This window comes from Gardnerella sp. DNF01157, from assembly GCF_049244225.1.
Classification (GTDB): Bacteria; Actinomycetota; Actinomycetes; order Actinomycetales; family Bifidobacteriaceae; genus Bifidobacterium; species Bifidobacterium leopoldii.
Map to the genome: position 1 here is coordinate 365690 of NZ_CP058388.1, position 23506 is coordinate 389195.

Genomic DNA, 23506 nt, shown 5'->3' on the forward strand with positions numbered 1-23506 from the left:
TTTTATGACTCAGCCGGAAACCAATTTTGTGCATTTACACAATCACACGCATTATTCACTTCTAGATGGTGCGTCAAAAATACCTGATTTAGTAGCGCGCGCTAAAGAATTAGGCATGCCGGCTGTTGCAATTACGGATCATGGCAACATGCACGGCGCGTACGAAATGTGGAGTACGGCTGTAAAAGCTGGAATTAAGCCAATTATTGGCATAGAAGCGTATGTTACTCCGGAAACAGCAAGACAAGACAAAAGTCGCGTGCATTGGGGCACGGAAGATCAGCGTGCAGATGACGTTTCTGGCGGTGGTTTAATTACGCATATGACTTTGTGGGCGGAAAACGATACCGGCTTAACAAATCTTCTTAAAGCTTCGTCTGTTGCAAATCTTGAAGGCCGTGTAATGCGCTACCCGCGTATGGATAAAGACGTGCTTTCAACTTACTCAAAAGGTGTAATTGCGTCTTCAGGATGCCCTTCTGGAATTATTCAAACGCGTCTTCGTTTAGGTCAGTTCAAAGAGGCTTTACGAGCAGCTGGCGAGTTTCAAGATATTTTCGGGCGTGACAATTTCTTTATTGAGCTTATGAATCACGGGCTTTCTATTGAAACGCGCGTAACTAAAGACTTGCTTGAAATTGCAAAAAAACTTAATGCACCTCTTCTTGCAACGAACGATTTGCATTACGTTCATGAAGAAGATCGTGAAGCGCAAGATGCTATGTTATGCATTAATTCTGGTTCTAGGCTTGACGATCCTGACCGTTTTAAGTTTGACGGTTCAGGATACTATTTGAAGTCCGCTGAGCAAATGCGTGAGCTTTTTAAAGAATTTCCAGAAGCTTGCGATAACACGCTTGAGATTGCTCGTCGATGCAATGTTATGTTCGACGACGGTGAAGATGGCGCTTTTATGCCGCAATTTGACTGTCCGGAAGGTTGGGATGAGACTTCGCTATTCCTTAAAAAAGTTGAGGAAGGTTTGGAGCGTCGTTACAATAACAACATCCCAATGGAAGTTTTAAAGCAGGCCGATTACGAGTGCGGTGTGATTTGCCAAATGCAATTCTGTGGATACTTTTTAGTTGTTGCAGATTATATTAATTGGGCTAAAGCGCATGGTGTAATGGTAGGTCCTGGTCGTGGTTCTGCTGCAGGTGCTATGGTTGCGTACGCAATGGGCATCACAGAGCTTGATCCTATGAAGCATGGTCTGATTTTCGAACGCTTCTTAAACCCAGAGCGAGTATCCTTGCCTGATATTGACGTTGATTTTGACCCGGATGGTCGAGCTAAAGTTCTTGAATACGTGGGCGAAAAATACGGTAGAGATAAAGTTGCTCAGTGCGTTATTTACGGAACTATTAAAACGAAGCAAGCTCTTAAAGATTCTGCGCGTATTATGGGCTACGAGTTTTCAGTGGGCGAAAAAATTACGAAAGTTCTTCCTCCTGCTAAAAACGGCAAAGATATGAGCTTGCACGATATTTTCGACGAAAAATCAAAGCGATATGCTGAAGCGCGCGAGTTTCGCGAAATGTACGACACGGATCCAGATACTCATCGCATTACGGAAGAAGCTAAGGGCATTGAAGGTTTGATTCGTCAAACAGGTGTGCACGCTTGTGCAACAATCATGGGTTCGGAGCCAATTACAAACACTTCACCGCTTTTAGAGCGTACTGACGGTACTATTACTACAACTTTTGAGTATCACACTTGTGAAACGCTCGGTCTTGTAAAAATGGACTTTTTGGGGCTTTCTAACTTAACGGTTATTCGCGATACTTTGCGAAATATTGAAAATAATGGGAAGGATCCGATTGATTATACTAAGATTCCGTTAGACGATAAAGCTACTTATCAACTGCTTTCTAGGGGTGACACTTTAGGCGTTTTTCAGCTTGATTCCGACGGTATGCGTGCGCTTCTACGTACTTTGAAACCGGATAATTTCAACGATATTTCGGCTTTGATTGCACTTTACAGGCCTGGTCCTATGGATATGGATTCGCATACGAATTACGCTAAGCGCAAGAATGGTTTGCAAGATATTATCCCTATTCATCCAGAAGTTGCTGAGCCGTTAAAGGAAGTTTTGGACGAAACTTACGGTTTGATTGTTTACCAGGAGCAGGTGCAGTCTGCAGCGCGTATTTTAGCAGGCTACAGTCTTGGTAAAGCAGATGTGTTACGTCGAGCAATGGGCAAGAAAAAGCCGGAAGTGCTGGCAAAAGAGCAAGTGCCGTTCTTTGAAGGTATGAAAGCTCACGGATATTCTGAAGAAGCTGCACAAGCTGTGTGGGATGTTTTGGTTCCGTTCTCTGGTTACGCGTTTAATAAAGCTCACTCTGCAGCTTATGGCTTGATTTCTTACTGGACTGCATACCTAAAAACGCATTATCCTGTGGAATTTATGGCAGCTTTGCTTCAAAACGAACGTACGAATAAAGACAAAACTGCACTGTACTTGGGCGAGGCAAGGCGCATGGGTATTCAAGTTTTGCAACCTGATGTAAACGAGTCTGTTCTTGAGTATTCCGCGGTTGGAGATGTTGTGCGCTTTGGTTTGGGTGCTATTCGTAACGTTGGAGACAAAGCAGTAAACGATATTATTACTGAGCGCGAAGGTGAGCGCGGACGTTTCGTAAACTTTATGGATTTCGTACAACGTGTTCCTATTAGTGCACTTAATCGGCGTTTAGTAGAATCACTTATTAAAGCTGGAGCTTTTGATTCTATTGATTCAAATCGTCGTGCGCTGTTTCAAATTTGTGATCCTGCAATTGATTCTGTGATTGCGCTTAAGCGTAAGCAGGCAGAGGGTCAGTTTGATTTATTTGCTGATCTTGATTCGTCTTCTGACTCGGATGACGACAACGGTATGGGAGATATGCAAATTACTGTACCGGATGTTGAAGAGTGGGATAAAAAGACAAAGCTTAATTTTGAGCGAGAAATGCTTGGATTGTACGTTTCTGATCATCCACTAAGCGGATTGTCTGCAGTTTTGGCAGATTTACGTGAGATGTCAATCGCTCAACTGATCGACAGAGCGAGAACTATGAGTGACGGTCAGCAAGTAACTATTGCAGGCCTAGTTACAAGCGTAGATAGGCGAGTGTCTCGAAAAGGTAACGCTTGGGCGATTGTCACAGTTGAAGACATGGAAAGTTCAATACAATGCATGTTCTTTGGCAAAGTGTACGAAGCTTCAGCGCAAGAACTTGCAATTGATCAAGTTGTGCGTATTCGTGGACAAGTTGAAGTGCGTGATGAAACTGTTTCAATGCGTGCTACAGAGTTTGAAATACCAACTCTTGAATCAGTGGATGAAAGACCTTTAACAGTTGTTATTCCGCGTAAAGTTCTAGATAAAGGTCATGTTGCGCAATTAAGTGACATTTTGAGCCGACACCCAGGCTGCTGTGAAGTGCGCTTGGCTCTTGTCGATGATACTGGCAAGGCGCAAGTTCTTACGTTTGGGGATCGTTTCCGTGTAAAGCGAGATACTTCTTTGTTTGCTGAAATGAAAATTGTTTTTGGATCTAGTTGTTTGCCTAGTGCGTAGAAAATATGCACTACTAATTTGATAAAATATAAAACTAGGTATGTTTTAAGAAGTTCATTGAAAGGGGAGGAAATAACGAATATGTTAAACAATGGTGACGAACGCAACAATGACGACGAACGCAATAATGACGATTCTGTGCGCACTTCTTTTACTGATGCGGAATTAGATAATGCGCTCGCGGGATTTGAACGTGAATTTAAAGAAGAGTCGCAAGAAAATTTAAATAGCGAAAATTTAGAAAATAACCAAAAAAGCGACGATAATCAAGAAAATGATTTTCTTGATCAAGCTATGCGCAATATTGAAGAAGCTAATTTTGAAGAAGATTTGCAAGGCCTGCTTGGAAATAAGGCAAAAGTTGCGTTAATGATTACGTATGTGCAGCCTGCGCAGTTGTTGGCTGCTTTTTGCAAAATGGCTAGTGTTTCAGCACGATGCTTCGATGAAGAGCAAGGTGCTGTTGCGGTATTAAAAAATTTGGACGGCAATGAGCCGGAAGAAGCAGTGCAAAAATTTGTTGATTTCTTCCGTGGAATGGATGTTATGCTCATTACAAATAGAGCTGATAAATTAACTGCAAAAGTTTACGAATATAATTGCGAACCGCAAGAAATAGTTGCGCCTATGGCGTTAGCTGTGTGGTCGCGTGCAGTAGAAGATTTAGCTATTGGCATGGAAACAGTTCAAACTCTTTCAAAACAAAATATAGAAATGTTCAATAGTGACGATTTAAGCGATGCAAATGCGTACGAGCTATTTCAAAAATATGGCAAAAGAAAGTAAAAATAATTTGAGCAATTAATTGTCATATTAAATTGAAGAAGTTGCGTTAGAAAGTAGAAATTTCATTACAATTACGTAAATTCATTGCATATAAGCTCAACATATGAAGCGCAATACGAAATAATACACTACAATTGCATGTGAATATGCATATGTGCGTGACTATGCATACAACCGGATGATACCCAAGGGGCTTATTATGGATCGACAACAAGAGTTTGCTCTACGTACTGTTGAAGAGCGAGACGTGCGTTTTATTCGACTCTGGTTTACGGACGTCTTAGGCACGCTTAAATCCGTTGCTATTGCCCCTGCTGAATTAGAAGCAGCTTTTGAAGAGGGAATAGGGTTCGACGGCTCAGCAATAGAAGGCATGACTCGCGTCCTAGAAGACGATATGATTGTAAAGCCGGATCCGTCAACGTTCCAAATTCTTCCATGGCATGGAGGTCCGGAAGGCACAGCGCGCATGTTCTGCGATGTGTTAACTCCAGACGGAGAGCCTTCGCTGGGAGACCCTCGTCACGTTTTAAAGACTGCGCTCGCAAAAGCGAAAGAAAAAGGATTTACTTTTTACGTGCATCCGGAAATTGAGTTTTACTTGTTTGAAGCTCAAGATGATTGGTCCAAAGCTCCTGTGCCGATTGATGAAGGTGGATATTTTGACCACGTTCCTAGAAGTTCGGCTATGGATTTCCGTCGTAGCGCAGTCAGTATGCTTGAGCAAATGGGTATTTCTGTAGAATACTCGCATCACGAGGGTGGTCCTGGTCAAAACGAAATTGACTTGCGTTATGCAGATGCTCTTACTACCGCGGATAATATTATGACTTTCCGCACTGTAGTTAAGGAAATTTCTCTTGAGCGCGGAATGTACGCAAGCTTTATGCCAAAACCTTTAACTGATCAGCCTGGTTCTGGTATGCATACGCATTTGAGTTTGTTCGAAGGTGATACGAACGCTTTTTATGAGGCTGGTCAAGAATTTAATATGTCTCTTATTGCGCGTCAATTTGCGGCTGGTATTTTGCATCATGCTTCAGAAATTTGCGCTGTAACTGATCAGTATGTGAACTCTTACAAGCGTTTGTGGGGTGGTGCGGAAGCTCCTAGCTATGTTTGCTGGGGTCATAGCAACCGTTCTGCACTTCTGCGTGTTCCGCAATACAAGCCTGGTAAAGGTAATTCTTGCCGAATGGAATTCCGCGCGCTAGATCCTGTAGCGAATCCGTATCTTGCTTACTCTGTGCTTCTTGCTGCTGGTTTGGATGGTATTGAAAAGCAAATGACTTTGTGCGATCCAACTAGCGACGATGTGTGGGAGCTTACTGATGCTGAGCGTCAAGCAATGGGTATTCAGCCATTGCCAGAATCCTTGGATGAAGCACTAAAGATTATGGAGCGCTCGGACTTCGTTGCAAGCGTATTAGGTGAACACGCTTTTGAGTACTTCTTGCGCAATAAGCATCAAGAGTGGGAAGAGTACCGTCGCCAGGTTACGCCTTTTGAACTTGAGAAGTATTTGCCGCGTTTGTAGCGTGACGACCTGCTTGAGCGCTGCGATTTAGCGCGCGAAAGCAACTCGGAGCGTGAGCTTGCTCAGAGTTGAAAGCACGGTGTGCTTTCAACGCAAGCGAGGTCTGCCTTCGTCAGTAAAGACGAAGGCAGGGCAGGTTCGCGTGGCTGTGTTTTGGAAACTAGGTTGTGTTTGGTGTGCGCTGACGACCTGCTTGAGCGCTGCGTTCCAAGCGTTTTTACGATTTTTGCAGCTTACTAAAATGTCGAAAATACCAAATCGTTTGGTGAAATAAACAAAACGCAAGCCAAAACTGTCGAAAATACATAATCGCAAGATGTTTTCGACATTTTCTATTGACTGCAAAAATATTTAACGCGTGTATCGATTCGCTAGCAGCGCGATTGTAAAGTTTCTGTCGGATTTTCGCTCGTAGCCGACCGTTTCTTTACACCGCTGTACAGTTTCTGTCGTTTTCTGGCGCGCAAACGGCTTTTTCTTTACACCGCTGTACAGTTTCTGCCGTTTTTTCGCGCGTAGGCGACCGTTTCTTTACACCGCTGTAAAGTTTTGGTCGTTTTTTGTTACTGGTGCAGATGGTCGACTGCGTTCGTAACGACCTGCTTGAGCGCTGCATGCGTGTCTTTTGTTTTTATTGGTGATTTGCTTCAAAAAAATCAAAAATTTTGTAAAAAAGTGGGGATTTTTGGGGAGGAATGGGGTAAAATGGTGAGCAACGTGTAAATGGCATAGTACATGTTGAGTTAAGGAGGTGGAGTATGGCACGTCGTGCTGCTAATAAGCAACCGCGCAATAACGCCAATTCTTCCTCTGCGCATTCCATAAATCAGGCTCAATCAGCTGCTGATCCAAATGTTTCTCAGCAATCGCAGATGCCACTGCAAATGCAAGATTCACAAGTGCCTCAGCAACAATACGTTCAGCCTGTTCAACCTATACAATCTAAGCAGTCAATTCAGGGTTATTATGGTATGCCTCCAACTGTTATGCCAGCAATGCAGCAATATATGCCAGCACCGGTTTTCACCTCCACTCCGTCCGGCGCTGCTGATTCGTCTGCACAAGCTGCAGCTATGCCAGTTGCACCTTTTTATACTTCTCAATATCAAGAAGCTGTGTCAACTCATCCAGCAACACCTATTTTGTTAGGCACTTATACTCCAAAAATTGACGATAAAGGTCGTGTTGCTCTTCCTGCAAAATTCCGTTCTCAGCTCGGAACTGGTTTTGTTATGGCTCGCGGTCAAGAGCATTGTGTTTACGTGCTGCCTATGGTTGAGTTCCAGCGTATGACAACGCAAATTCAGCGCACATCTATGAGCAACAAGTCAGCTCGCGATTATCTTCGCGTGTTCCTTTCTGGCGCTGTTGATGAAGAGCCAGATAAGCAGGGACGCATTGTTGTGCCGCCAATGTTAAGAGATTACGCCAATTTGGGCGATCAAATTGTTGTTATTGGTGTTGGTACGCGTGCAGAGATTTGGAATAAATCTGCTTGGGAAGAGTATCTTGCCGATCGTGAGCAAGGTTATGCGGATATTGCTGACGATGTACTTCCGGCGGTGATGTGATGACTGATGTTATGAAAGACATTACAGCTATTCACGCACCGGTATTATTGCAAGATTGTGTTGATTTAGTTACTCCTTCTTTGCAACATAAAGGCGCAATAGTAGTAGATTGCACTTTAGGTCTTGCTGGTCATGCAACTGCTTTTCTTAAAGCTGCGCCTTTTGCAACACTTATTGGTATTGATCGTGATGCTGAAGCACTTTCGTTAGCAACGCAAAGAATGCGTAGTGAAGGCCTTGAGAATCGTTTTATTCCTGCACATGCGGCATTCGATGAGATTGATGAAGTACTACGAGAAAACCGCATTGACGGTATTGATGCTGCTTTTATGGATTTGGGTCTTTCAAGTTTGCAAATTGACGAAACTGATCGCGGTTTTTCTTATTCTCACGATACGGCACTTGACATGCGTATGGATACAACGCAAGCAACTACTGCCGCAACGATTTTAGCTACTTATGATTCTCGAGGATTAACTAGAATTTTCCGCGAGTATGGTGAAGAACGTTTTGCGTCTCTTATTGCTCGTCGTATTGTTGAAGTTCGCGCTACGGAGCCTATTGCTACTTCGGGTCAGTTGGTTAGCTTAGTTGACTCTGTAATTCCGAAAGCTCATCGCGCTACTGGAAATCCAGCAAAACGAGTGTTCCAAGCTTTGCGTATTGAAGTGAACGGTGAATTAGATAAATTGAACCGTACTCTTCCTAAAATTGCTTTGCATCTTCGTGAGTATGGTCGCTTAGTTGTTGAATCTTATCATTCATTGGAAGATACAGCTGTAAAACGTTTTATGAATCAAGGATTAACCGTCGATGTTCCTGCAAACATGCCTGTTATTCCTGACGATGCTCAGCCGTTCTTTAAAGCTCTTACTCGCGGAGCTATGAAGGCTTCTAAAGAAGAAATTGTTCATAACACTAGATCTTCTTCAGTTCGTTTACGCGCTGTCGAATTATGCCGACCTATTCCTGAGCGTTGGATTCCAAGGCTTGAAGATGAGGCGGCTGGTCGTAAAGCTATAAAAGGAGGTCGCTGACATGGTATTGAACATGCAAAATCGTGTTTTGCGCTCTTCTGCGTCTTCTGCTTCAGCTCCAGCTGGTCGTACTAAAGATAATTCGACTCGTAAAGAATACGTACATAATTCTGCTCCTTCGGCGTTTAACCCATCTCAACGTAAATCTTCTGCTGTGCTTGAACGATTCCGCAAGGTTATGACATGGAGCAATACGCGCAAAGTACCTCTTGTAAATTGCATGATTATTGTGATTTTTATGGTTGTTACGTTGTTGACTTCGCTTCTTTTGCGTACGCAAATGGCAGAGATTTCCTTCGACCAAACTGCAGTACAGATGCGTATTTCTCGTTTGCATCAGGATGTGGAAGCTCGTCAAGCGAAATTAGATACTTTGGAATCTGAACTTCCTGCAAGAGCGCAACGAATGGGAATGGTTCCGCAACAAGGTTCTATTTCTATTGACTTGAGTGATTATGCAGCAAAACGAAAACATGGTCATTCTGAGAAAACTAAGCACGAAAAACAAACTAATAACTCAAATAAAACTCAAAAACAAGAACAACAAAATCGTCAATATCAACAGAAAGCAAAACAGGAGAAACATTGATGCGCCACTTAATCAAACAACGTTTCGCTTCTCAGCAGATATTTGCGCGTAAGTGCACCGTAATTGCAATTGTTTTTGCGTTAATTGGTGTTAGTGCAATAGTAAAGCTAAGTTTTATACAGATTATTAATGCTCGTTCAACAGCGCAAGCAGCTCAGGCTGAGCGTAGTCGTGTGCGACCAATTCTTGCACGTCGTGGTCGCATACTTGATGCTAATGGTGCTGTGTTGGCTCAAAGTGTTGAGCGATTTAATATTATTGGAGATCCACTTAATGCTCAGGCTTTTGTGCCGACTCCTTGCACAAAACAAACCGAGCATAACTGTCATATGCTTAATGGCAAGCCTGTAGAAGGCACGGGCGCTGTGGCGGTCGCCCGTTTGCTTGCTCCGATTTTGCACATGAGTTCTGTAGAACTTGGTGGAAAGCTGGCTGGCGTTGGTCGTTACGTTTTATTGAAACGTAACGTGACTCCTGCAATGAAACGTGCCATTGACGATTTGAATCTTTCTGGGTGTATTTATGCAGAGAACAGTAGTGAACGAGTATATTCAAGCGGTCCTATTCTTGGATCTGTGATTGGTGCTGTTGCTAATGCCGATGAAGTTAATCGTAAAGATATTAAAGATCGTAAAGGCGAGGTTGGTGTTACAGGTCTTGAATTTACTAAAGATGCAACTTTGAACGGCGTAGACGGATATCAGCGTTATCAAGGTAATAATGCAGGAAATGAGAAAATTCCTGGTACTGTAACTGAATCTAAGCCTGCAATCAACGGAAGCGATGTTAAGCTCACAATCGATAGCGATGTCGATTGGTATGTTAAAAAAGTTTTGCTTGATGGCAAGAAAAAATATCATGCAACTTGGGGTATTGCAGTAGTGCAAGATGTTCGTACTGGCGAAATACTTGCTTTGGAAGATACTGATGAGATTAAAGCTGGAACAACGCAAGCTAAGGTGAATGTTTCTAGAGCTGTAAGCCAAACCTTTGAGCCTGGTTCTATTGGTAAAGCTTTCTCAATGTCTGGAATGTTACAAACTGGTGCGCATAAGCTTACTGATAAATTTGCTGTTCCTAATACTCTCAATAAGAACGGTCAAGCATTCCATGATGCTGTTAGCCACGGTGTTGAGCGTTGGACATTAGCTGGTATTCTTTCAGAATCTTCTAACGTCGGTATGGTTATGGCTGGTGAAAAATATCCGATAGATAAACGCTATGAGTATCTTTATAAATTTGGTCTTGGTCAGTACTCGGGATTGAATTTACAAGGAGAATCTCGCGGCTTGCTTCCTAGCGTTCAAGCTTGGGATGGTCGTAAAAAAGATACCGTTCTGTTTGGTCAGGGTTATGCAGTGAATGCTTTGCAGCTTACTAATGCGATTGCAACTATTGCAAATAAAGGCGTGAGATTGCGTCAGTCAATAGTTAAATCCGTTATAGATCCTAATGGTAGGGTTACAAAGTCTTCTCGCCCTGCAGGAACGCGCGTTTTGGATGAAAATGTTGCTGCACAAATGATGAATGCTTTGGAAAATTCTGGTGAGCATTATCACAGATTTGCCGGTGTCGATGGTTATCGTGTTGCTGCAAAGAGTGGTACAGCTGAAGTTGCTGGCGCTGATGGTAAACTTAGCTCTACAATCAGCGACTGGTCGGGTGCTATACCAGCAGATAATCCTCGCTTCGTCATAACAGTTGTTTTGCGTGATCCACAAGGTATTTATGGTGGTATGACTGCAGGTCCACTGTTCAAAACTATTGGAGAATTCTTAATGCAAAAGTATGATATTCCAGCTTCTTCTCCACGCACAAATCCTGTTCCTGTGAATTGGTAGTGTACGCATTACAATGTTGTTGTCTATAAAGTAGGGTGTGCAATGAGTGCGGTTGATGAATACTCTAGAATTAGGGTGACGCTAGGTTTTGCTGCAAAAAATTATGGTTTTGAAGTTGTTCCTGCGTTTGCTTCAGAGGTAACTATTACTTCTATTGCTCATGATGTGCGTCATGTACGTCCTGGTGGATTATTTGTGCCAATTGGTCATATTGATCGTCGTCAGCTTGAGGCTGCACGTGATGCTGGGGCATATGCTGCATTAGTTTCACCAGAATTTCGTGGTGAGGCTGCAGATTTAGGTCTACCTTTGCTTGTTTCTTCTGCTAATCCAGTTGCTTTGGGCAAGCTTGCTTGCGATATTAATGCAGATCCTTCTTCATGCGTCGCAATATTTGCGATTGCTGGTGACGATGATGATGAGATCCATGCTAACGTTTTGCGATTAGCTGATTTTTTGCATATGTTAGGCAATCCTGTTGGTGTTATTAGTGATGCTGGATCTACTTCATTACAGCGTGAATTGTCTTTGCAATATCCTTTAAATATTGCCGATGTACAGCATGCTTTATCCGTGTGTGCAGAAGATGGTGCCGCAGCTGTTGTTATTGCACTTAATTCTGCAACTTTAGCTAAGAATGCGTTGCAATCCGTTAGTATTGATGTTCTTGGCGTTGAGCAAATTCAGAATGAAAGCAATTCTGGCGCAGGATCTGATTCTCAATCTGATACTGAGTCTAAAGATAGCTCTGATACTAATTCTGAATCTGAACCTAATTCTGAATTTAAAGATGCAGCCTCAAATGTGAAAATTAGCGCAAAGATATCTTCTTCACCGCTTTACCCGGCATATGCAACCGGCATGAGTTTTTATGCGTTGCGTCAACGTTATGGTTTTTCTGGAAGAGAGCACGCTTATTGCGTTACTAGATCGGCTGAGTCTGACGAATTAGCTGAATTAGCAGATCAAATTGGTGGCAATGATGTACAGCGGCATCTTTCATTATCTATTGCAATGGTGTTAGCTGCTGGTGTTCGTCGTGGGACTATTAAAAGTGCGCTGCGAGTTTCGCATGAATTGCACTGAATTGTGCTGAAGCGCTGATTTCATTCGAGTTTTCAAATAAATTAATTGCGTGAGTTTTGTTTAAGAGCTTTTAATTATGTGGCTAATTTGGAGGATGTTATGAGTTGTGTTGAAACTTCGTGTGCTAGCAATGCTAAGAGTTTAGATTATGCTGATATGATGCCTATGAATATAAGCGAAATTGCTAACGCTGTTCATGGGGAAATGCACGAGTTTAATAGTTGTGACACAGATTTAGTTGCAAATTCCGTTTTTAGTGATTCTCGTCAAATCCGTAAAGGTTCTGTGTTCGTAGCTATAGTTGGTGAACATGTTGACGGTCATGATTATGTAAAGAATGCTGAAAAATCTGGAGCTGTTGTAGCTATTGTTGAACATGTTGTCGAAGGCACTAATCTCAATCAAATAGTTGTTAATAATTCTGTAGAAGCGCTGGGTTTGCTAGCTAAACATAATTTGGAACTTCGCCGCAATCTTAACAAACCTTTCACTATTATTGGTATCACTGGTTCCGTTGGCAAAACAACAACGAAAGATATGTTGAAGGCTTTGTTGAGCACGCTAGGCGAAACAGTTGCTCCTGTTGGATCTTTTAATAATAATATTGGTTTGCCTCTTACTGCTTTGCAAGTTGGCAGTAATACTCGATTTTTAATAGCAGAAATGGGTGCTAACCATGTTGGCGAAATTGCCAATTTAACTCATATTGCTCCTCCGGATCTCGCAATAGTGCTTAAAGTTGGTGTTGCTCATTTAGGTGAATTTGGCTCAGTTGAGCGAATTGCGCAAGCAAAAAGTGAGATTGTGCGTGGGCTTTTGCCACATGGCATAGCAGTATTAAATTCCGACGATAAGCGAGTTTCTGCAATGTCTTGTCTTGTAGAGAATAAGCATGTGCGCTGGTTTGGTAGAAATGCTAAAAACGGATTGTTGGAATCAGCTAGTAAAGATGACTACCAACTTTCAGCTAGCAATATAAAGTTAGATTCTTTTGGTAAAGCAGTTTTTACTATCACTGAACGCATTAATTCTTCTGATTTAGTGAATCATATTGAAGTGCATCTTGCTATACAAGGCGAGCATAATGTTATGAATGCGCTTGCAGCAGCAAATGTTGCCAGATATTTGGGAATGACTTTAGATGATATTGCTTCTGTGCTGTCTAAAGTTTCGCATATTAGCCCGCATCGCATGCAATTGAGTACAGTTTCTAAGAATGACGAGAAATTTACACTTATTGATGATTCCTTTAATGCAAATCCTGATTCTATGAAAGCAGGAATTGATGGTTTGTGCGCTTATGAAAATGATTCTTGTAGTGCATCTTCGAAACCTTTCCGTATAGCGGTTCTTGGTTCTATGTTGGAGCTTGGCAGCAACGAAGATGAATTGCACACAAATATTGGAGAATATGTGGCAAATTCGAGTGTCGATGCGGTTGTTGCTGTTGGTTCGAAAACGGACTCTGACTTAGATAAATTAGCTCACTGTATTGCTCAAGGTGCGCGTTCTTCTTGGAATAATAAACTACCTTCTTCTCATGAGGCAGTCTATTTTGTACACAGTGCGGATGAGGCTGATGATATTGTTTGGAAAATTGTGGCCGAGCATCCGAGTAGTGTTGTGTTATTGAAAGGCTCTCATGCTTCAGGCTTGAGCGTGCTTGCTGAACATTGGGCAAATATTTAACTGCTCGATGCTCAATATAAGTGTGAAATTAATAAATTAAGTATTATAGCAAACAGAACAGTAAACGGAGGTTAAGCGGTGATTGCGCTTATTGTAGGAATTGTGGTGTCGCTCGTAGTTACGATTGTTGGCACACCTTTGCTTATTCGTTTAGTGCATCGTTTGCACTACGGTCAGTACATTCGCCAAGATGGACCACAATCTCATTTAGTAAAGCGCGGCACGCCAACTATGGGCGGTGTTGTTATTAATTTTGCTGTAGTAGCAGGTTGGGCTGCTTCTGCTCTTTATAGATATGTTTCTGTTGGTCGCTCGCCTTCATGGTCTGCTGTTTTGGTGCTGTTTGCAATGCTTTCAATGGGTTTGCTTGGCTTTATTGATGATTTTGCTAAGGTTCGTAAAAAGCAGAATCTTGGTCTTTCTGTACATGCGAAGTTTACTGGTCAAATTATTTTTGCAAGTATTTACGCGCTTTTGTCATTGCTATTGCCAACTCAATCTGGTATTGCTAGCGCTCAACCTGGAATGAGTTTTATTGAAAAACCATTTTTTGATTTTTCTATACTCGGTAAAGGTGTAGGAATCGTAGTATTTATTGTTTGGGTTAATTTCCTTATTGCTGCTTGGTCTAACGCTGTAAACTTGACTGACGGACTTGATGGTTTAGCTTCTGGATCTTCTATGATTGCTTTTGCTGGTTACGCTTTGATTGCTTTTTGGGAAAGCTACCATGTGCGTGGAGGCGGTCATTTTGGATTCTCTTACGCTGTTTCTGACCCTCTCGATTTAACTATTATTGCTGTTTGCGCTGCTGTTGCTTGCTTTGGATTCTTGTGGTTTAATTCGAATCCTGCTCAAGTATTTATGGGAGATACTGGTTCGTTGGCTTTAGGCGGATTATTTGCAGCTCTTTCTATTGCAACTCACACAGAGTTTTTGGCTGTGATTTTGGGTGGATTATTTGTAATGGAAGCTGCAAGTGACGTTATTCAAGTTGGATTCTTTAAAGCTACGCATAAGCGCGTGTTCAAAATGGCTCCTATTCATCATCATTTTGAATTGCTCGGCTGGACGGAAACTAAAGTTGTTGTGCGATTCTGGATGATTGAGCTTATGTTTGTGCTTTCTGCACTTATGATGTTCTACGCCGATTGGGCAGGGCATTCTGGCTTGCTTATTTAATTTCAAAAATTGGAAGGCTTCAATATGAATATTGTCGATGGCAATGAAGTATCTGTTTCGTCTGAATCTACTTGTAAGTCGTGCACAAGCGATAAAGCATTTGCTTTTAAGCGTGTATTAGTTGCAGGTCTTGGAGTTTCGGGTCGTGGCGCAGCTGAGGTTTTGCGCGCTGTTGGATCTGAGACTGTGACTGCAGACGAAAATAAGCCTGATGCCGATATACATGATTTTTCAGCAATAGACTGGTCTAAAATCGATGCTGTTGTTACATCTCCAGTATTTAACCCTCGCACGCCATTTTTGCAAGAAGCTGCATCGCGCAATATTCCAGTAATGAGCGAAGTTGAATTAGCGTGGCGCTTGCGCGTACCTTCTAATCGCACGAATAAACCTGCTTATTGGATTGGCATTACTGGCACAAATGGTAAGACTTCTACTACAGAAATGACTTCTGCAATGCTAACCGCTTGCGGATTAAATGCTCCAGCCGTGGGAAATATTGGAAAGTCTGTGTCACATGCTGCTTTGGAATGTGAGCATGATGCTTTATGCGTTGAATTAAGCTCTTTCCAATTGCATTTCACTGATTCTTTAGCTCTTGATTGTGCTGCTATTACTAATATTGCTGCTGATCATTTAGATTGGCATGGTGGCATGGAAGCGTACGCTCGTGACAAGTCAAAAGTATTTAATAATGTGCAAAAAGCTTTGGTTTACAATGCTCAAGATGAGCGTGTAAGCAAATTGGCAGATTGTGCACAAGTTGCTGATGGTTGTAAAAAGATTGGTTTTACGTTAGGAGAGCCTAAAGATGGTGAAATTGGCGTAAAAGACGGTTGGATTGTCGATAACAGCGGTGTTGCTGGAGGAACTAAAGGCACTCTAAAACCTATTGTCGAATTGCGTGAGCTAAAACATCTGTGCGAGCCTGATGGCAGTGTGTATCCGCATTTATTAGCTGATGCTCTTACTGCGTTAGCTTTATCTTTAGGTTTAACTGGTGACGTAGATTCTTCAGTTCGTGCTTTACGCGAATTTGCTCCTGGAGGTCATCGCATTCAAACAGTTGCGACTTTGATGTCTGAAGATGAAAATCCTTCGCATTGTATTAGATTTGTAGATGATTCTAAAGCAACTAATGCTCATGCTGCTTGTGCATCTTTAGCTAGTTTTGCTAATAATTCGGTTGTTTGGATTGCTGGCGGTTTAGCTAAAGGTGGTCATTTTGAAGATTTAATTGCAAACCAACTTCATGTGATTAAAGCAGTTGTTGTTATTGGAATAGATCAACGTCCAATTGTTGAAGCTCTTCACAGTTCAGCTCCTCACATTCCAGTAACTATTGTTTCACAGGATGGTTCTTGCGCTAAATCATATGATTGCGTTGATGACTTAGTTTGTGAGAATATTGAGAATACTTCGCTTGTAAATCCTGATTCTTCATTCGGTGAGGCTGTTATGCGTCAAACTGTAGAAGCTGCTGGGCGTTATGCTAAGCCTGGTGATGTTGTTCTGCTTGCTCCTGCTTGTGCCTCTATGGATCAATTTGTTTCGTACGCCGATCGCGGCAATCGTTTTGCTAAAGAATCTCAACGATGGGTGCATAATCATGGTGTTCAACAGTAATAAGCCTAAAAAGTTTTTGCGTTCATTAGCGCGCAAAGTCTCAGAAGTTATTATGGAAGATCATATTGAAGCAGATTCAGATTCTTCTCATTCTTCCCAAAAACAAAAATTTGAATCTTTTAAAAAATCTATTAGGACTTCAGCAAGTAAAGTAGGCGAGTCCGTAAGCAAAGTAGGAGCGTATGCAAGCAAAGCGGGTAAGGAATTAGGCAAATCTGTAGGAAAGTCTGTAGGAAAGTCTGTAAGTAAGTCCGTAAGTAATTCTGTTACTAAAGTTGGCAGATCTGTAGGTTCTTCTTTCAATGAATCTGTAAAATTTGTAAAAGATGTAAAGAAGTCGAAAGTTGCGAAACAAGCGAAACAAACTAAACGGGCTAATTTTGTAAAGCCTGCAGAGCAAGCAAATCCTGTAAATACTGTAAATCCTGCGAAACCTGCAAAGCTAACAAAGATAGCGAAACCAGCAAATACAGCAAAGCCGACAAAGTCAATTAAATACGCAAAATTAGCGCATACTGTATCTGGAATATTTTCCTCGAAGAAAGACTACTCAAAAAACTCGTTAGAGCGCAAAACTCAAGATTCAGAGTTAAAGAAATATGTTGGCTTGCGCAGTTTAACTAACCCACTGTGGTGCTTATACGGCATGCGGGTATCAGTGGTTATACTGTCGATTTTTGGCTTATTCATGGTGTTTTCTAGTTCTTCAGTAACTATGATTACCTACGGAATTGCGCCTTGGGGTCAAGGCGTAAACCAAACAATGTATTGCGTTTTAGGCTTAATTGGCTATATTTTCGCTTCTCGACTTCCAGTTACAGTTTATAGACGATACGTTGCTGTTATTTACATTATTTCTGTTATTGCACAGTTCTTAACATTTGTTCCAGGTTTACGACGTGAAGTTAATGGTAATGCTGGTTGGATTGCTTTCGGCCCTATTACTTTGCAGCCTGCAGAAATTACAAAACTTGCATTATGTATTTGGCTTCCAATAGCTTTGATTGCTGCAAAACAAGCATATGAGCGTGTGCAAATGCGCGCATATATTCCTGTAGCAGCAGGACTCGGCGTATCGTTATTGCTTGTTATTGCAGGTAAGGATCTTGGTACTGCTTTAATTATTATTCTTATTGCACTTATAGCTTTTTATCTTGGTGGATTCCCTACGCGCTGGCTGATAGGAAGTATTTTTATTGCTATTGCTATGGTCGCTATGCTTGTTTTGACAAGCCAAAATCGTATGCGACGTATTCTTGCTACTTTGCACGGATGCGATGCAAAAGCAGCTAAAGGCGTTTGCTTCCAAGCAATTCATGCTCAATATGCAATGGCTTCTGGTGGACTATTAGGCGTTGGAATCGGAAACTCTCGTGAAAAATGGAATTATTTGCCTTACGCTCACAATGATTTTATTTTCGCTATTATTGGCGAAGAGATGGGCTTTTTGGTTGCAGCAGCAGTAATTTTGCTATACGTAATTATTGGTTGGTGCATACTATCTTCAGCATTAAAAGCGAAATCGCAATTTATTTCAATCGTATTAATGTGTATTGCAACGTGGATTGTAGGCCAAGGATTAGTTAATATTCTTGTTGTTGTGCAAATACTTCCGGTTATGGGAGTGCCTATGCCGTTTGTGTCCGCAGGTGGATCTTCGCTTGTTATGTGTTTGGTTGCAATTGGCGTAGCTGATGGTCTTATGCGTTCCAATCCGCAACTTACTATATCGAAGTAGTAAGTATTTACAACTTTTTTATAATATGAAAGTTATAACAAGGGTAGTGAAATGAAGTTTGATAATGCTATTGAGCAGGAAGTGCATATTGTTCTTGCAGGCGGGGGTACTGCAGGTCATGTCAATCCTTTGCTTTCTGTTGCAAACGCGATTAAAAAGCTCAATCCTGAAGCGTTAATTAGTGTAATTGGCACAGAAGTTGGTTTGGAAAAAAGTCTTGTGCCGAATGCAGGATACGAACTTGACACTATAGAAAAAGTGCCGTTCCCACGTAAGCCAAATTTGGATGCAATTAAGTTTCCAATTCGATGGATGCGCGAAAAACGCAAAGTGCGAAATATACTAGCCGCTAGAAAAGCAGATATAGTAGTGGGCTTCGGTGGCTATGCTTCTGCTCCAGTATATTCTCAAGCTCATGCGCAGCATATTCCTATTGTGATTCACGAGCAGAATGCTAAATCTGGAATGGCAAATCGCTTGGGTGCAAGTTGGGCTGATGCTGTTGGAACAGTTTATGGGAATACTGATTTGCGCACACGAAAAGGTGTCAAAGTTGAAAGAGTTGGTTTACCTCTTAGACCTGCTATTTCTAAATTGTGTGAAAGATTAGAAAAAGATTATGATTCCGCTCGCGTTGAAGGTGCGCAAAAACTTGGCGTTGACCCTAAACGTCCAATTATTCTTGTTACCGGCGGATCTTTGGGTGCAAAAAGCATAAATCAAGCTGTTGCTGCAGCAGCAGGAGATATTTTAAAACATGCGCAAGTAATTCACTTAACTGGTCGCGCAAAAGCGGAAGAAGTACGAAATATAGTTGCAAAGCAAGTAGGCGAATCGCAAATAAATGATATTAAACCAGAGCATGCTGGTTGTGGCGATTATCATATTGCAGAATATTTAGAGCGTATTGATTGGGCTTTTGCTTGTGCAGATTTAGTTATATGTCGTGCAGGAGCTGGAACGGTTGCAGAAATTTCTGCACTTGGCTTACCTGCTGTATACGTGCCATTGCCTATTGGCAACGGCGAGCAGCGTTTCAATGCTGAGCCTGTAGTAAATGCAGGGGGAGCATTAATGGTAAATGATGCTGATTTCAATGCGAAGTGGTTTATAGATGAAGGATTAGCTTTATTGCAAAACAAAAAGCAATTACAAGCTATGCGCACTAAATCTTGGAATTATGGTATTCGTGATGCTGCAGACGTTATGGCGAAGCGTATTCTTGAAATCGCAAAAGAAGGCAGAAAGTAATGACTAATCTTAATAGCAATACAACTTCATCTCATAACAACATTGATTTAAACCCAGTAAAATCAGCGTTTGATGATTCGCAAACTATTTCAAAACTAGGGCGAGTGCATTTTATTGGCATTGGCGGAGCTGGAATGAGTGTTCTGGCAGAAATGTTGCATGAAGAGGGAGTAAGCGTAAGCGGTTGCGATCGTGAAGCAAATGATCACACTCAACGCTTGGAAGAATTAGGTATTGAAGTAGAAATTGGACAAAGTGCTTCACATGTTGAGCATGCAGATGTACTCGTGTATTCAAGTGCTATTAAACCGAGCAATCCGGAGATTATGGCAGCACATGAGCGCGGCATAAAACTTGTTCATCGCAGCGATATTCTTGCGTTATTATTATCTGCAAAAACTGGTGTGACTGTTGCTGGAGCGCATGGTAAAACAACTACTAGCTCACTTCTTTCTCATATATTAACTGTGGCTGCAGTAGGCGATTTGGCTGATCCAAGCTACGCAATCGGCGGATCTATTCAAGCCGCAGACGGAACAGTTTTAGACGGCGGTCATGCTGGTAATGGAATTGTTATGGTTGCTGAAGCTGACGAATCTGACGGAAGTTTTGAAAAATACAGCCCAAGTATTGCAATCGTAACAAATGCTGAAGCAGATCACTTGGATCATTACGGCTCTAGTGAACGATACAGAGAAGCATTTGTTGAGCACGTAAGTCATGCTGTTAATAACGTAATAATTTGTGCAGAAGACGAAGGTGCTAGAAAAGTACTTGAAGCTATGCCGGATAATATTTTAAACAAAACAATTGCTTACGGTAATTTGGATACTTGGAGCCTAAAACTCAGCTCGCGCGTACAAAAATTAGCTATCTTCGCAAGTATTGAGCATGAAAATGAGCAAGCTGTAAGTGGTCGCGAAATGTTTACGCTTGTATTGCCAGAAAAAATTTTGGATGAGCATACTAAATGTTCGAACAAGGTGCAAGTTAGCTTGTTAATACCAGGTTTGCATAATGCTCTTAATGCTTCTGCAGCTATTGTTGCTGCAGTATTGCTCGGTATGAATCCAGAAAATGCGGCTCGTGGTGCAGAAAGCTTCCGAGGTGCGTCTCGTCGTTTTGATATTCGTGGATGTGTTGATGGTGTAACAGTTGTGGACGATTATGCTCACCATCCAACTGAAATAGCTGCATTATTGCGCGCTGCTCGAAGAAAGTACACTTCTTCTACTCTTCGCGTGCTGTTTCAGCCTCATTTGTTCTCCAGAACGCAGGCTTTTGCTAATGAGTTTGCAAAATCTTTGGCTCTTGCAGACGATGTAATTGTTACAGGAATTTTCCCAGCTCGCGAAAAGCAGGAAGATTTTCCAAATATTAATGCTGAAACTATTGTTAAAGCTGCAAAATCACAGAATCTTGATGTAAAAATTGAAGCGGTTGACGATATGCGCGCAGCTGCGTTGAAACTGGCTTTGCGTGCAAAATCTGGTGATGTGCTGCTTACAGTTGGTGCAGGAAGTATTACTGCTATGACGTCTGTTATGCTAGAAGCATTGTAGTGCTTTGAAATTAAGCGATTAAAATATAAATTATTACGAGAGGCAATTATGGGTCGCGTGAGGTCAAGCAAATCGTACGATGCTGATGCAAATAATTCGCATCGTCGTACCGTTTCAAGTCTTAATATTGCGCGTACTGAAGAGTCTCGTAGTAATAAATCAAGCAGCATTGCGTCTCGTAGTAGTGCGTCTCGTAGTGCTGAATTGCTTAATAATGAATTGCGTAGTGGTGTATTGCGTGGTGTAGCGCGTGGTGCGAAATCTAATATCGGAAAATCTAATATAAAAAAATCTAGTATCGAAAAAACGCGTGATGAAAAAATTCATATTTCTAAACCTAGATCTGCTTCGTCGTTGCGCAAAGACCAGCGTTTCCAAAGGCATATAATCAGCCAAAACACATCGCAAATACGAGTAGCTGATGTTAATGAAAAAAATCATCAAGGTAAGTTTGTTGACGCTAGACTTTTGCCGAAGCTTGATTTTGTAAGAAAAACTTTAAGTCAAACTTCTGGTTCTCTTGGAATGATTACTCGTCCTAGAATAATTAATTTTCGAGAGCGTTTGAAAGAACGTAAATCTGCTTATTTGCAATTTACTGTTAAACGAATTCTTGCAATTCTTGCAGTGATTGCCTCTGTTTCGGCGATTGTTTGGTTTTTATTCTTCTCGCCAGTTTTTCTTCTTAAGTCTAGCGATATAAGTATTTCTGGATCTAACGAGTGGGTGAGTGAGCAAAAAATTGCTTCAATTGCGTCAACTCAGGTTGGTAAATCACTATTTTTAGTTTCTTCTCAAGAAGTAATTAACCAACTTAACGATATTCCTGGCGTAACTGAAGCAAAAGTTTCTAAGAATTTTCCTAATGGTTTGCATGTTTCTGTACATGCGCAACGTCCTGCAGCAATGCTCAAAACTCGAGATAGCAATAAATTAACTGCTGTTGACGCTAAAGGTCGCGTGTTAAATGCCGTAGCTCAAGTTACAACACAAGGAATACCTGTTATTGAAGTTTCAAATGTGCAAAGAAGTTTGAATAATAGAGCGGTACTTGAAGCTGTAAAAATTGTTAGTTCACTTTCGGAATCTTTGCGAGCTAGAGTTACGAGAGTTAGTGCAAAAACTCAAGATTCTGTCGAAACAGAATTAGGGGATGTTAAAAAAACTATTATATGGGGCAATTCGTCTCAGATTGAGTTAAAGAAAGCTATTGTTGCCAAGATTATTGATGATCCTAGTAAAATTGGAAACAAACGCAGCTTAGATGTGTCTGCTCCTGTGCGTCCAATTCTTAAATAGGGTTTTAAAACTTTATTAATTGCATTGTCAAGATTAGGTGTATAATAGTAATTCGTGTGTGCCAACGGCGTGCCTTATGTTATAGGCGTGCGTGTTGGGATATCCCAAGTGCCAAAGATAGTGCGCAGTAATGTGTGGCTGGAGGCGCGAGGGCCATCGGGCCGGTGGACTGTGGCTTTTACTCTTTAACCGATTCTTTGGTTATGGTGTGCTGCAGTGTGGCGGTTTTCACCAAATAGAAAATAACAATGAATCGGAGAACTTAAGTTGCCTACGATTGAACAACTTGTCCGTAAAGGACGTCAGGCCAAGCCGAAAAAGTCAAAGACTTTGGCCTTGAAGGGTAGCCCGCTGCGTCGTGGCGTGTGCACCCGTGTGTACACCACCACTCCTAAGAAGCCAAATTCCGCGCTTCGTAAGGTTGCTCGTGTGCGCCTCAGCTCTGGTATTGAAGTAACCGCCTATATTCCAGGCGAAGGTCACAACTTGCAGGAGCACTCCATCGTGCTCGTGCGTGGTGGCCGTGTGAAGGATCTCCCAGGTGTGCGTTACCACATCGTGCGTGGCGCATTAGATACCCAGGGTGTCAAGGACCGCAAGCAGGGTCGTTCCCTGTATGGAGCAAAGAAGGCGAAGTAAAACATGTCACGTAAAGGACCTGCAAAAAAGCATCAACTGCTTCCTGATCCAATCTACGGCTCGACCGTCGTGGCTCAGTTGATTAACAAAATCCTTCTCGATGGTAAGAAGTCCATCGCAGAAAACATCGTCTACACCGCTCTTGAGCAGGTGAAGGCAAAGACCGAGCAGGAGCCAGTTTCTGTATTGAAGCGCGCTCTTGATAACATTCGTCCAAATCTTGAGGTTCGTTCTCGCCGCGTTGGTGGCGCAACTTACCAGGTTCCAGTCGAAGTTAAGCCTGCTCGTGCAAACACTCTTTCCCTCCGCTGGCTTACTGACTTCTCACGTGTTCGTCGTGAAAAGACTATGGCTGAGCGTTTGGCCAACGAAATTCTCGATGCCTCCAATGGCTTGGGTGCTTCCGTGAAGCGCCGCGAGGATACCCACAAGATGGCAGAAGCAAACAAGGCTTTTGCTCACTATCGCTGGTAATCCACAAGATAATCGGTATCTTAAAGAG

General features: G+C 42.0%; 17 protein-coding genes. All 17 read left to right on the forward strand.

The features are described 5' to 3' along the window. The first annotated feature begins 4 nt into the window (after positions 1-4). Positions 5-3571 carry a DNA polymerase III subunit alpha gene (gene dnaE / locus HXT38_RS01300; protein ID WP_004107352.1) on the forward strand — a complete coding sequence of 1189 codons (3567 nt, stop codon included), beginning with the start codon at positions 5-7 and terminating at the stop codon, positions 3569-3571. A gap of 81 nt (positions 3572-3652) precedes the next feature. Beyond that, a complete protein-coding gene (locus HXT38_RS01305; protein ID WP_004107354.1) occupies positions 3653-4357 on the forward strand; it encodes a hypothetical protein in 705 nt (234 codons plus the stop codon). Positions 4358-4556: 199 nt separating this feature from the next. Next, entirely contained in the window at positions 4557-5894 is a 1338-nt protein-coding gene (glnA, locus tag HXT38_RS01310; protein WP_004107357.1) for a type I glutamate--ammonia ligase, read from the forward strand. 758 nt (positions 5895-6652) lie between these two features. Beyond that, positions 6653-7465 (forward strand): division/cell wall cluster transcriptional repressor MraZ, encoded by an 813-nt coding sequence (gene mraZ / locus HXT38_RS01315; RefSeq protein ID WP_415707088.1) that lies wholly within the window; start codon positions 6653-6655, stop codon positions 7463-7465. 11 nt (positions 7466-7476) lie between these two features. Continuing rightward, entirely contained in the window at positions 7477-8502 is a 1026-nt protein-coding gene (gene rsmH, locus HXT38_RS01320) for a 16S rRNA (cytosine(1402)-N(4))-methyltransferase RsmH (protein ID WP_174191650.1), read from the forward strand. 1 nt (position 8503) lies between these two features. After that, positions 8504-9091: a hypothetical protein gene (locus HXT38_RS01325; protein ID WP_004107375.1), complete on the forward strand. Its 588-nt coding sequence runs from the start codon at positions 8504-8506 to the stop codon at positions 9089-9091. Further along, a complete protein-coding gene (locus tag HXT38_RS01330) occupies positions 9091-10932 on the forward strand; it encodes a peptidoglycan D,D-transpeptidase FtsI family protein (protein ID WP_004107378.1) in 1842 nt (613 codons plus the stop codon). The genes HXT38_RS01325 and HXT38_RS01330 overlap by 1 nt, the downstream gene beginning before the upstream one ends. A 42-nt stretch (positions 10933-10974) precedes the next feature. Continuing rightward, positions 10975-12018 (forward strand): hypothetical protein, encoded by a 1044-nt coding sequence (locus HXT38_RS01335; protein ID WP_032842547.1) that lies wholly within the window; start codon positions 10975-10977, stop codon positions 12016-12018. A 99-nt stretch (positions 12019-12117) separates the two neighbouring features. Then, complete coding sequence (locus tag HXT38_RS01340; RefSeq protein WP_174191599.1) at positions 12118-13707, forward strand: UDP-N-acetylmuramoyl-tripeptide--D-alanyl-D-alanine ligase; 1590 nt, start codon at positions 12118-12120, stop codon at positions 13705-13707. Between the two features lie 78 nt (positions 13708-13785). Further along, complete coding sequence (mraY, locus tag HXT38_RS01345) at positions 13786-14889, forward strand: phospho-N-acetylmuramoyl-pentapeptide-transferase (protein ID WP_004107386.1); 1104 nt, start codon at positions 13786-13788, stop codon at positions 14887-14889. 24 nt (positions 14890-14913) lie between these two features. Beyond that, a complete protein-coding gene (murD, locus tag HXT38_RS01350; protein ID WP_004118770.1) occupies positions 14914-16515 on the forward strand; it encodes a UDP-N-acetylmuramoyl-L-alanine--D-glutamate ligase in 1602 nt (533 codons plus the stop codon). A gap of 526 nt (positions 16516-17041) precedes the next feature. Continuing rightward, positions 17042-18253 carry a peptidoglycan glycosyltransferase FtsW gene (locus tag HXT38_RS01355; RefSeq protein WP_407645751.1) on the forward strand — a complete coding sequence of 404 codons (1212 nt, stop codon included), beginning with the start codon at positions 17042-17044 and terminating at the stop codon, positions 18251-18253. Between the two features lie 51 nt (positions 18254-18304). Next, positions 18305-19504 (forward strand): UDP-N-acetylglucosamine--N-acetylmuramyl-(pentapeptide) pyrophosphoryl-undecaprenol N-acetylglucosamine transferase, encoded by a 1200-nt coding sequence (locus HXT38_RS01360; RefSeq protein ID WP_421791915.1) that lies wholly within the window; start codon positions 18305-18307, stop codon positions 19502-19504. Then, a complete protein-coding gene (murC, locus tag HXT38_RS01365) occupies positions 19504-21066 on the forward strand; it encodes a UDP-N-acetylmuramate--L-alanine ligase (protein ID WP_174163721.1) in 1563 nt (520 codons plus the stop codon). Before HXT38_RS01360 ends, murC begins: the two co-directional genes overlap by 1 nt. Positions 21067-21114: 48 nt before the next feature. Next, on the forward strand, positions 21115-22365 hold the full coding sequence (locus HXT38_RS01370; RefSeq protein ID WP_101892129.1) for a cell division protein FtsQ/DivIB: 1251 nt from the start codon (positions 21115-21117) through the stop codon (positions 22363-22365). A gap of 267 nt (positions 22366-22632) precedes the next feature. Further along, positions 22633-23004 carry a 30S ribosomal protein S12 gene (gene rpsL / locus HXT38_RS01375; RefSeq protein ID WP_003813881.1) on the forward strand — a complete coding sequence of 124 codons (372 nt, stop codon included), beginning with the start codon at positions 22633-22635 and terminating at the stop codon, positions 23002-23004. A 3-nt stretch (positions 23005-23007) separates the two neighbouring features. Then, on the forward strand, positions 23008-23478 hold the full coding sequence (gene rpsG / locus HXT38_RS01380) for a 30S ribosomal protein S7 (protein ID WP_004107405.1): 471 nt from the start codon (positions 23008-23010) through the stop codon (positions 23476-23478). Positions 23479-23506: the final 28 nt, after the last annotated feature.

Excerpts from the sequence above, each read along its gene's own strand:
- dnaE (WP_004107352.1), top strand. The coding sequence starts at position 5 with ATGACTCAGCCGGAAACCAATTTTGTGCATTTACACAATCACACGCAT.
- HXT38_RS01305 (WP_004107354.1), top strand. The coding sequence starts at position 3,653 with ATGTTAAACAATGGTGACGAACGCAACAATGACGACGAACGCAATAAT.
- glnA (WP_004107357.1), top strand. The coding sequence starts at position 4,557 with ATGGATCGACAACAAGAGTTTGCTCTACGTACTGTTGAAGAGCGAGAC.
- mraZ (WP_415707088.1), top strand. The coding sequence starts at position 6,653 with ATGGCACGTCGTGCTGCTAATAAGCAACCGCGCAATAACGCCAATTCT.
- rsmH (WP_174191650.1), top strand. The coding sequence starts at position 7,477 with ATGAAAGACATTACAGCTATTCACGCACCGGTATTATTGCAAGATTGT.
- HXT38_RS01325 (WP_004107375.1), top strand. The coding sequence starts at position 8,504 with ATGGTATTGAACATGCAAAATCGTGTTTTGCGCTCTTCTGCGTCTTCT.
- HXT38_RS01330 (WP_004107378.1), top strand. The coding sequence starts at position 9,091 with ATGCGCCACTTAATCAAACAACGTTTCGCTTCTCAGCAGATATTTGCG.
- HXT38_RS01335 (WP_032842547.1), top strand. The coding sequence starts at position 10,975 with ATGAGTGCGGTTGATGAATACTCTAGAATTAGGGTGACGCTAGGTTTT.
- HXT38_RS01340 (WP_174191599.1), top strand. The coding sequence starts at position 12,118 with ATGAGTTGTGTTGAAACTTCGTGTGCTAGCAATGCTAAGAGTTTAGAT.
- murD (WP_004118770.1), top strand. The coding sequence starts at position 14,914 with ATGAATATTGTCGATGGCAATGAAGTATCTGTTTCGTCTGAATCTACT.
- HXT38_RS01360 (WP_421791915.1), top strand. The coding sequence starts at position 18,305 with ATGAAGTTTGATAATGCTATTGAGCAGGAAGTGCATATTGTTCTTGCA.
- murC (WP_174163721.1), top strand. The coding sequence starts at position 19,504 with ATGACTAATCTTAATAGCAATACAACTTCATCTCATAACAACATTGAT.
- HXT38_RS01370 (WP_101892129.1), top strand. The coding sequence starts at position 21,115 with ATGGGTCGCGTGAGGTCAAGCAAATCGTACGATGCTGATGCAAATAAT.
- rpsG (WP_004107405.1), top strand. The coding sequence starts at position 23,008 with ATGTCACGTAAAGGACCTGCAAAAAAGCATCAACTGCTTCCTGATCCA.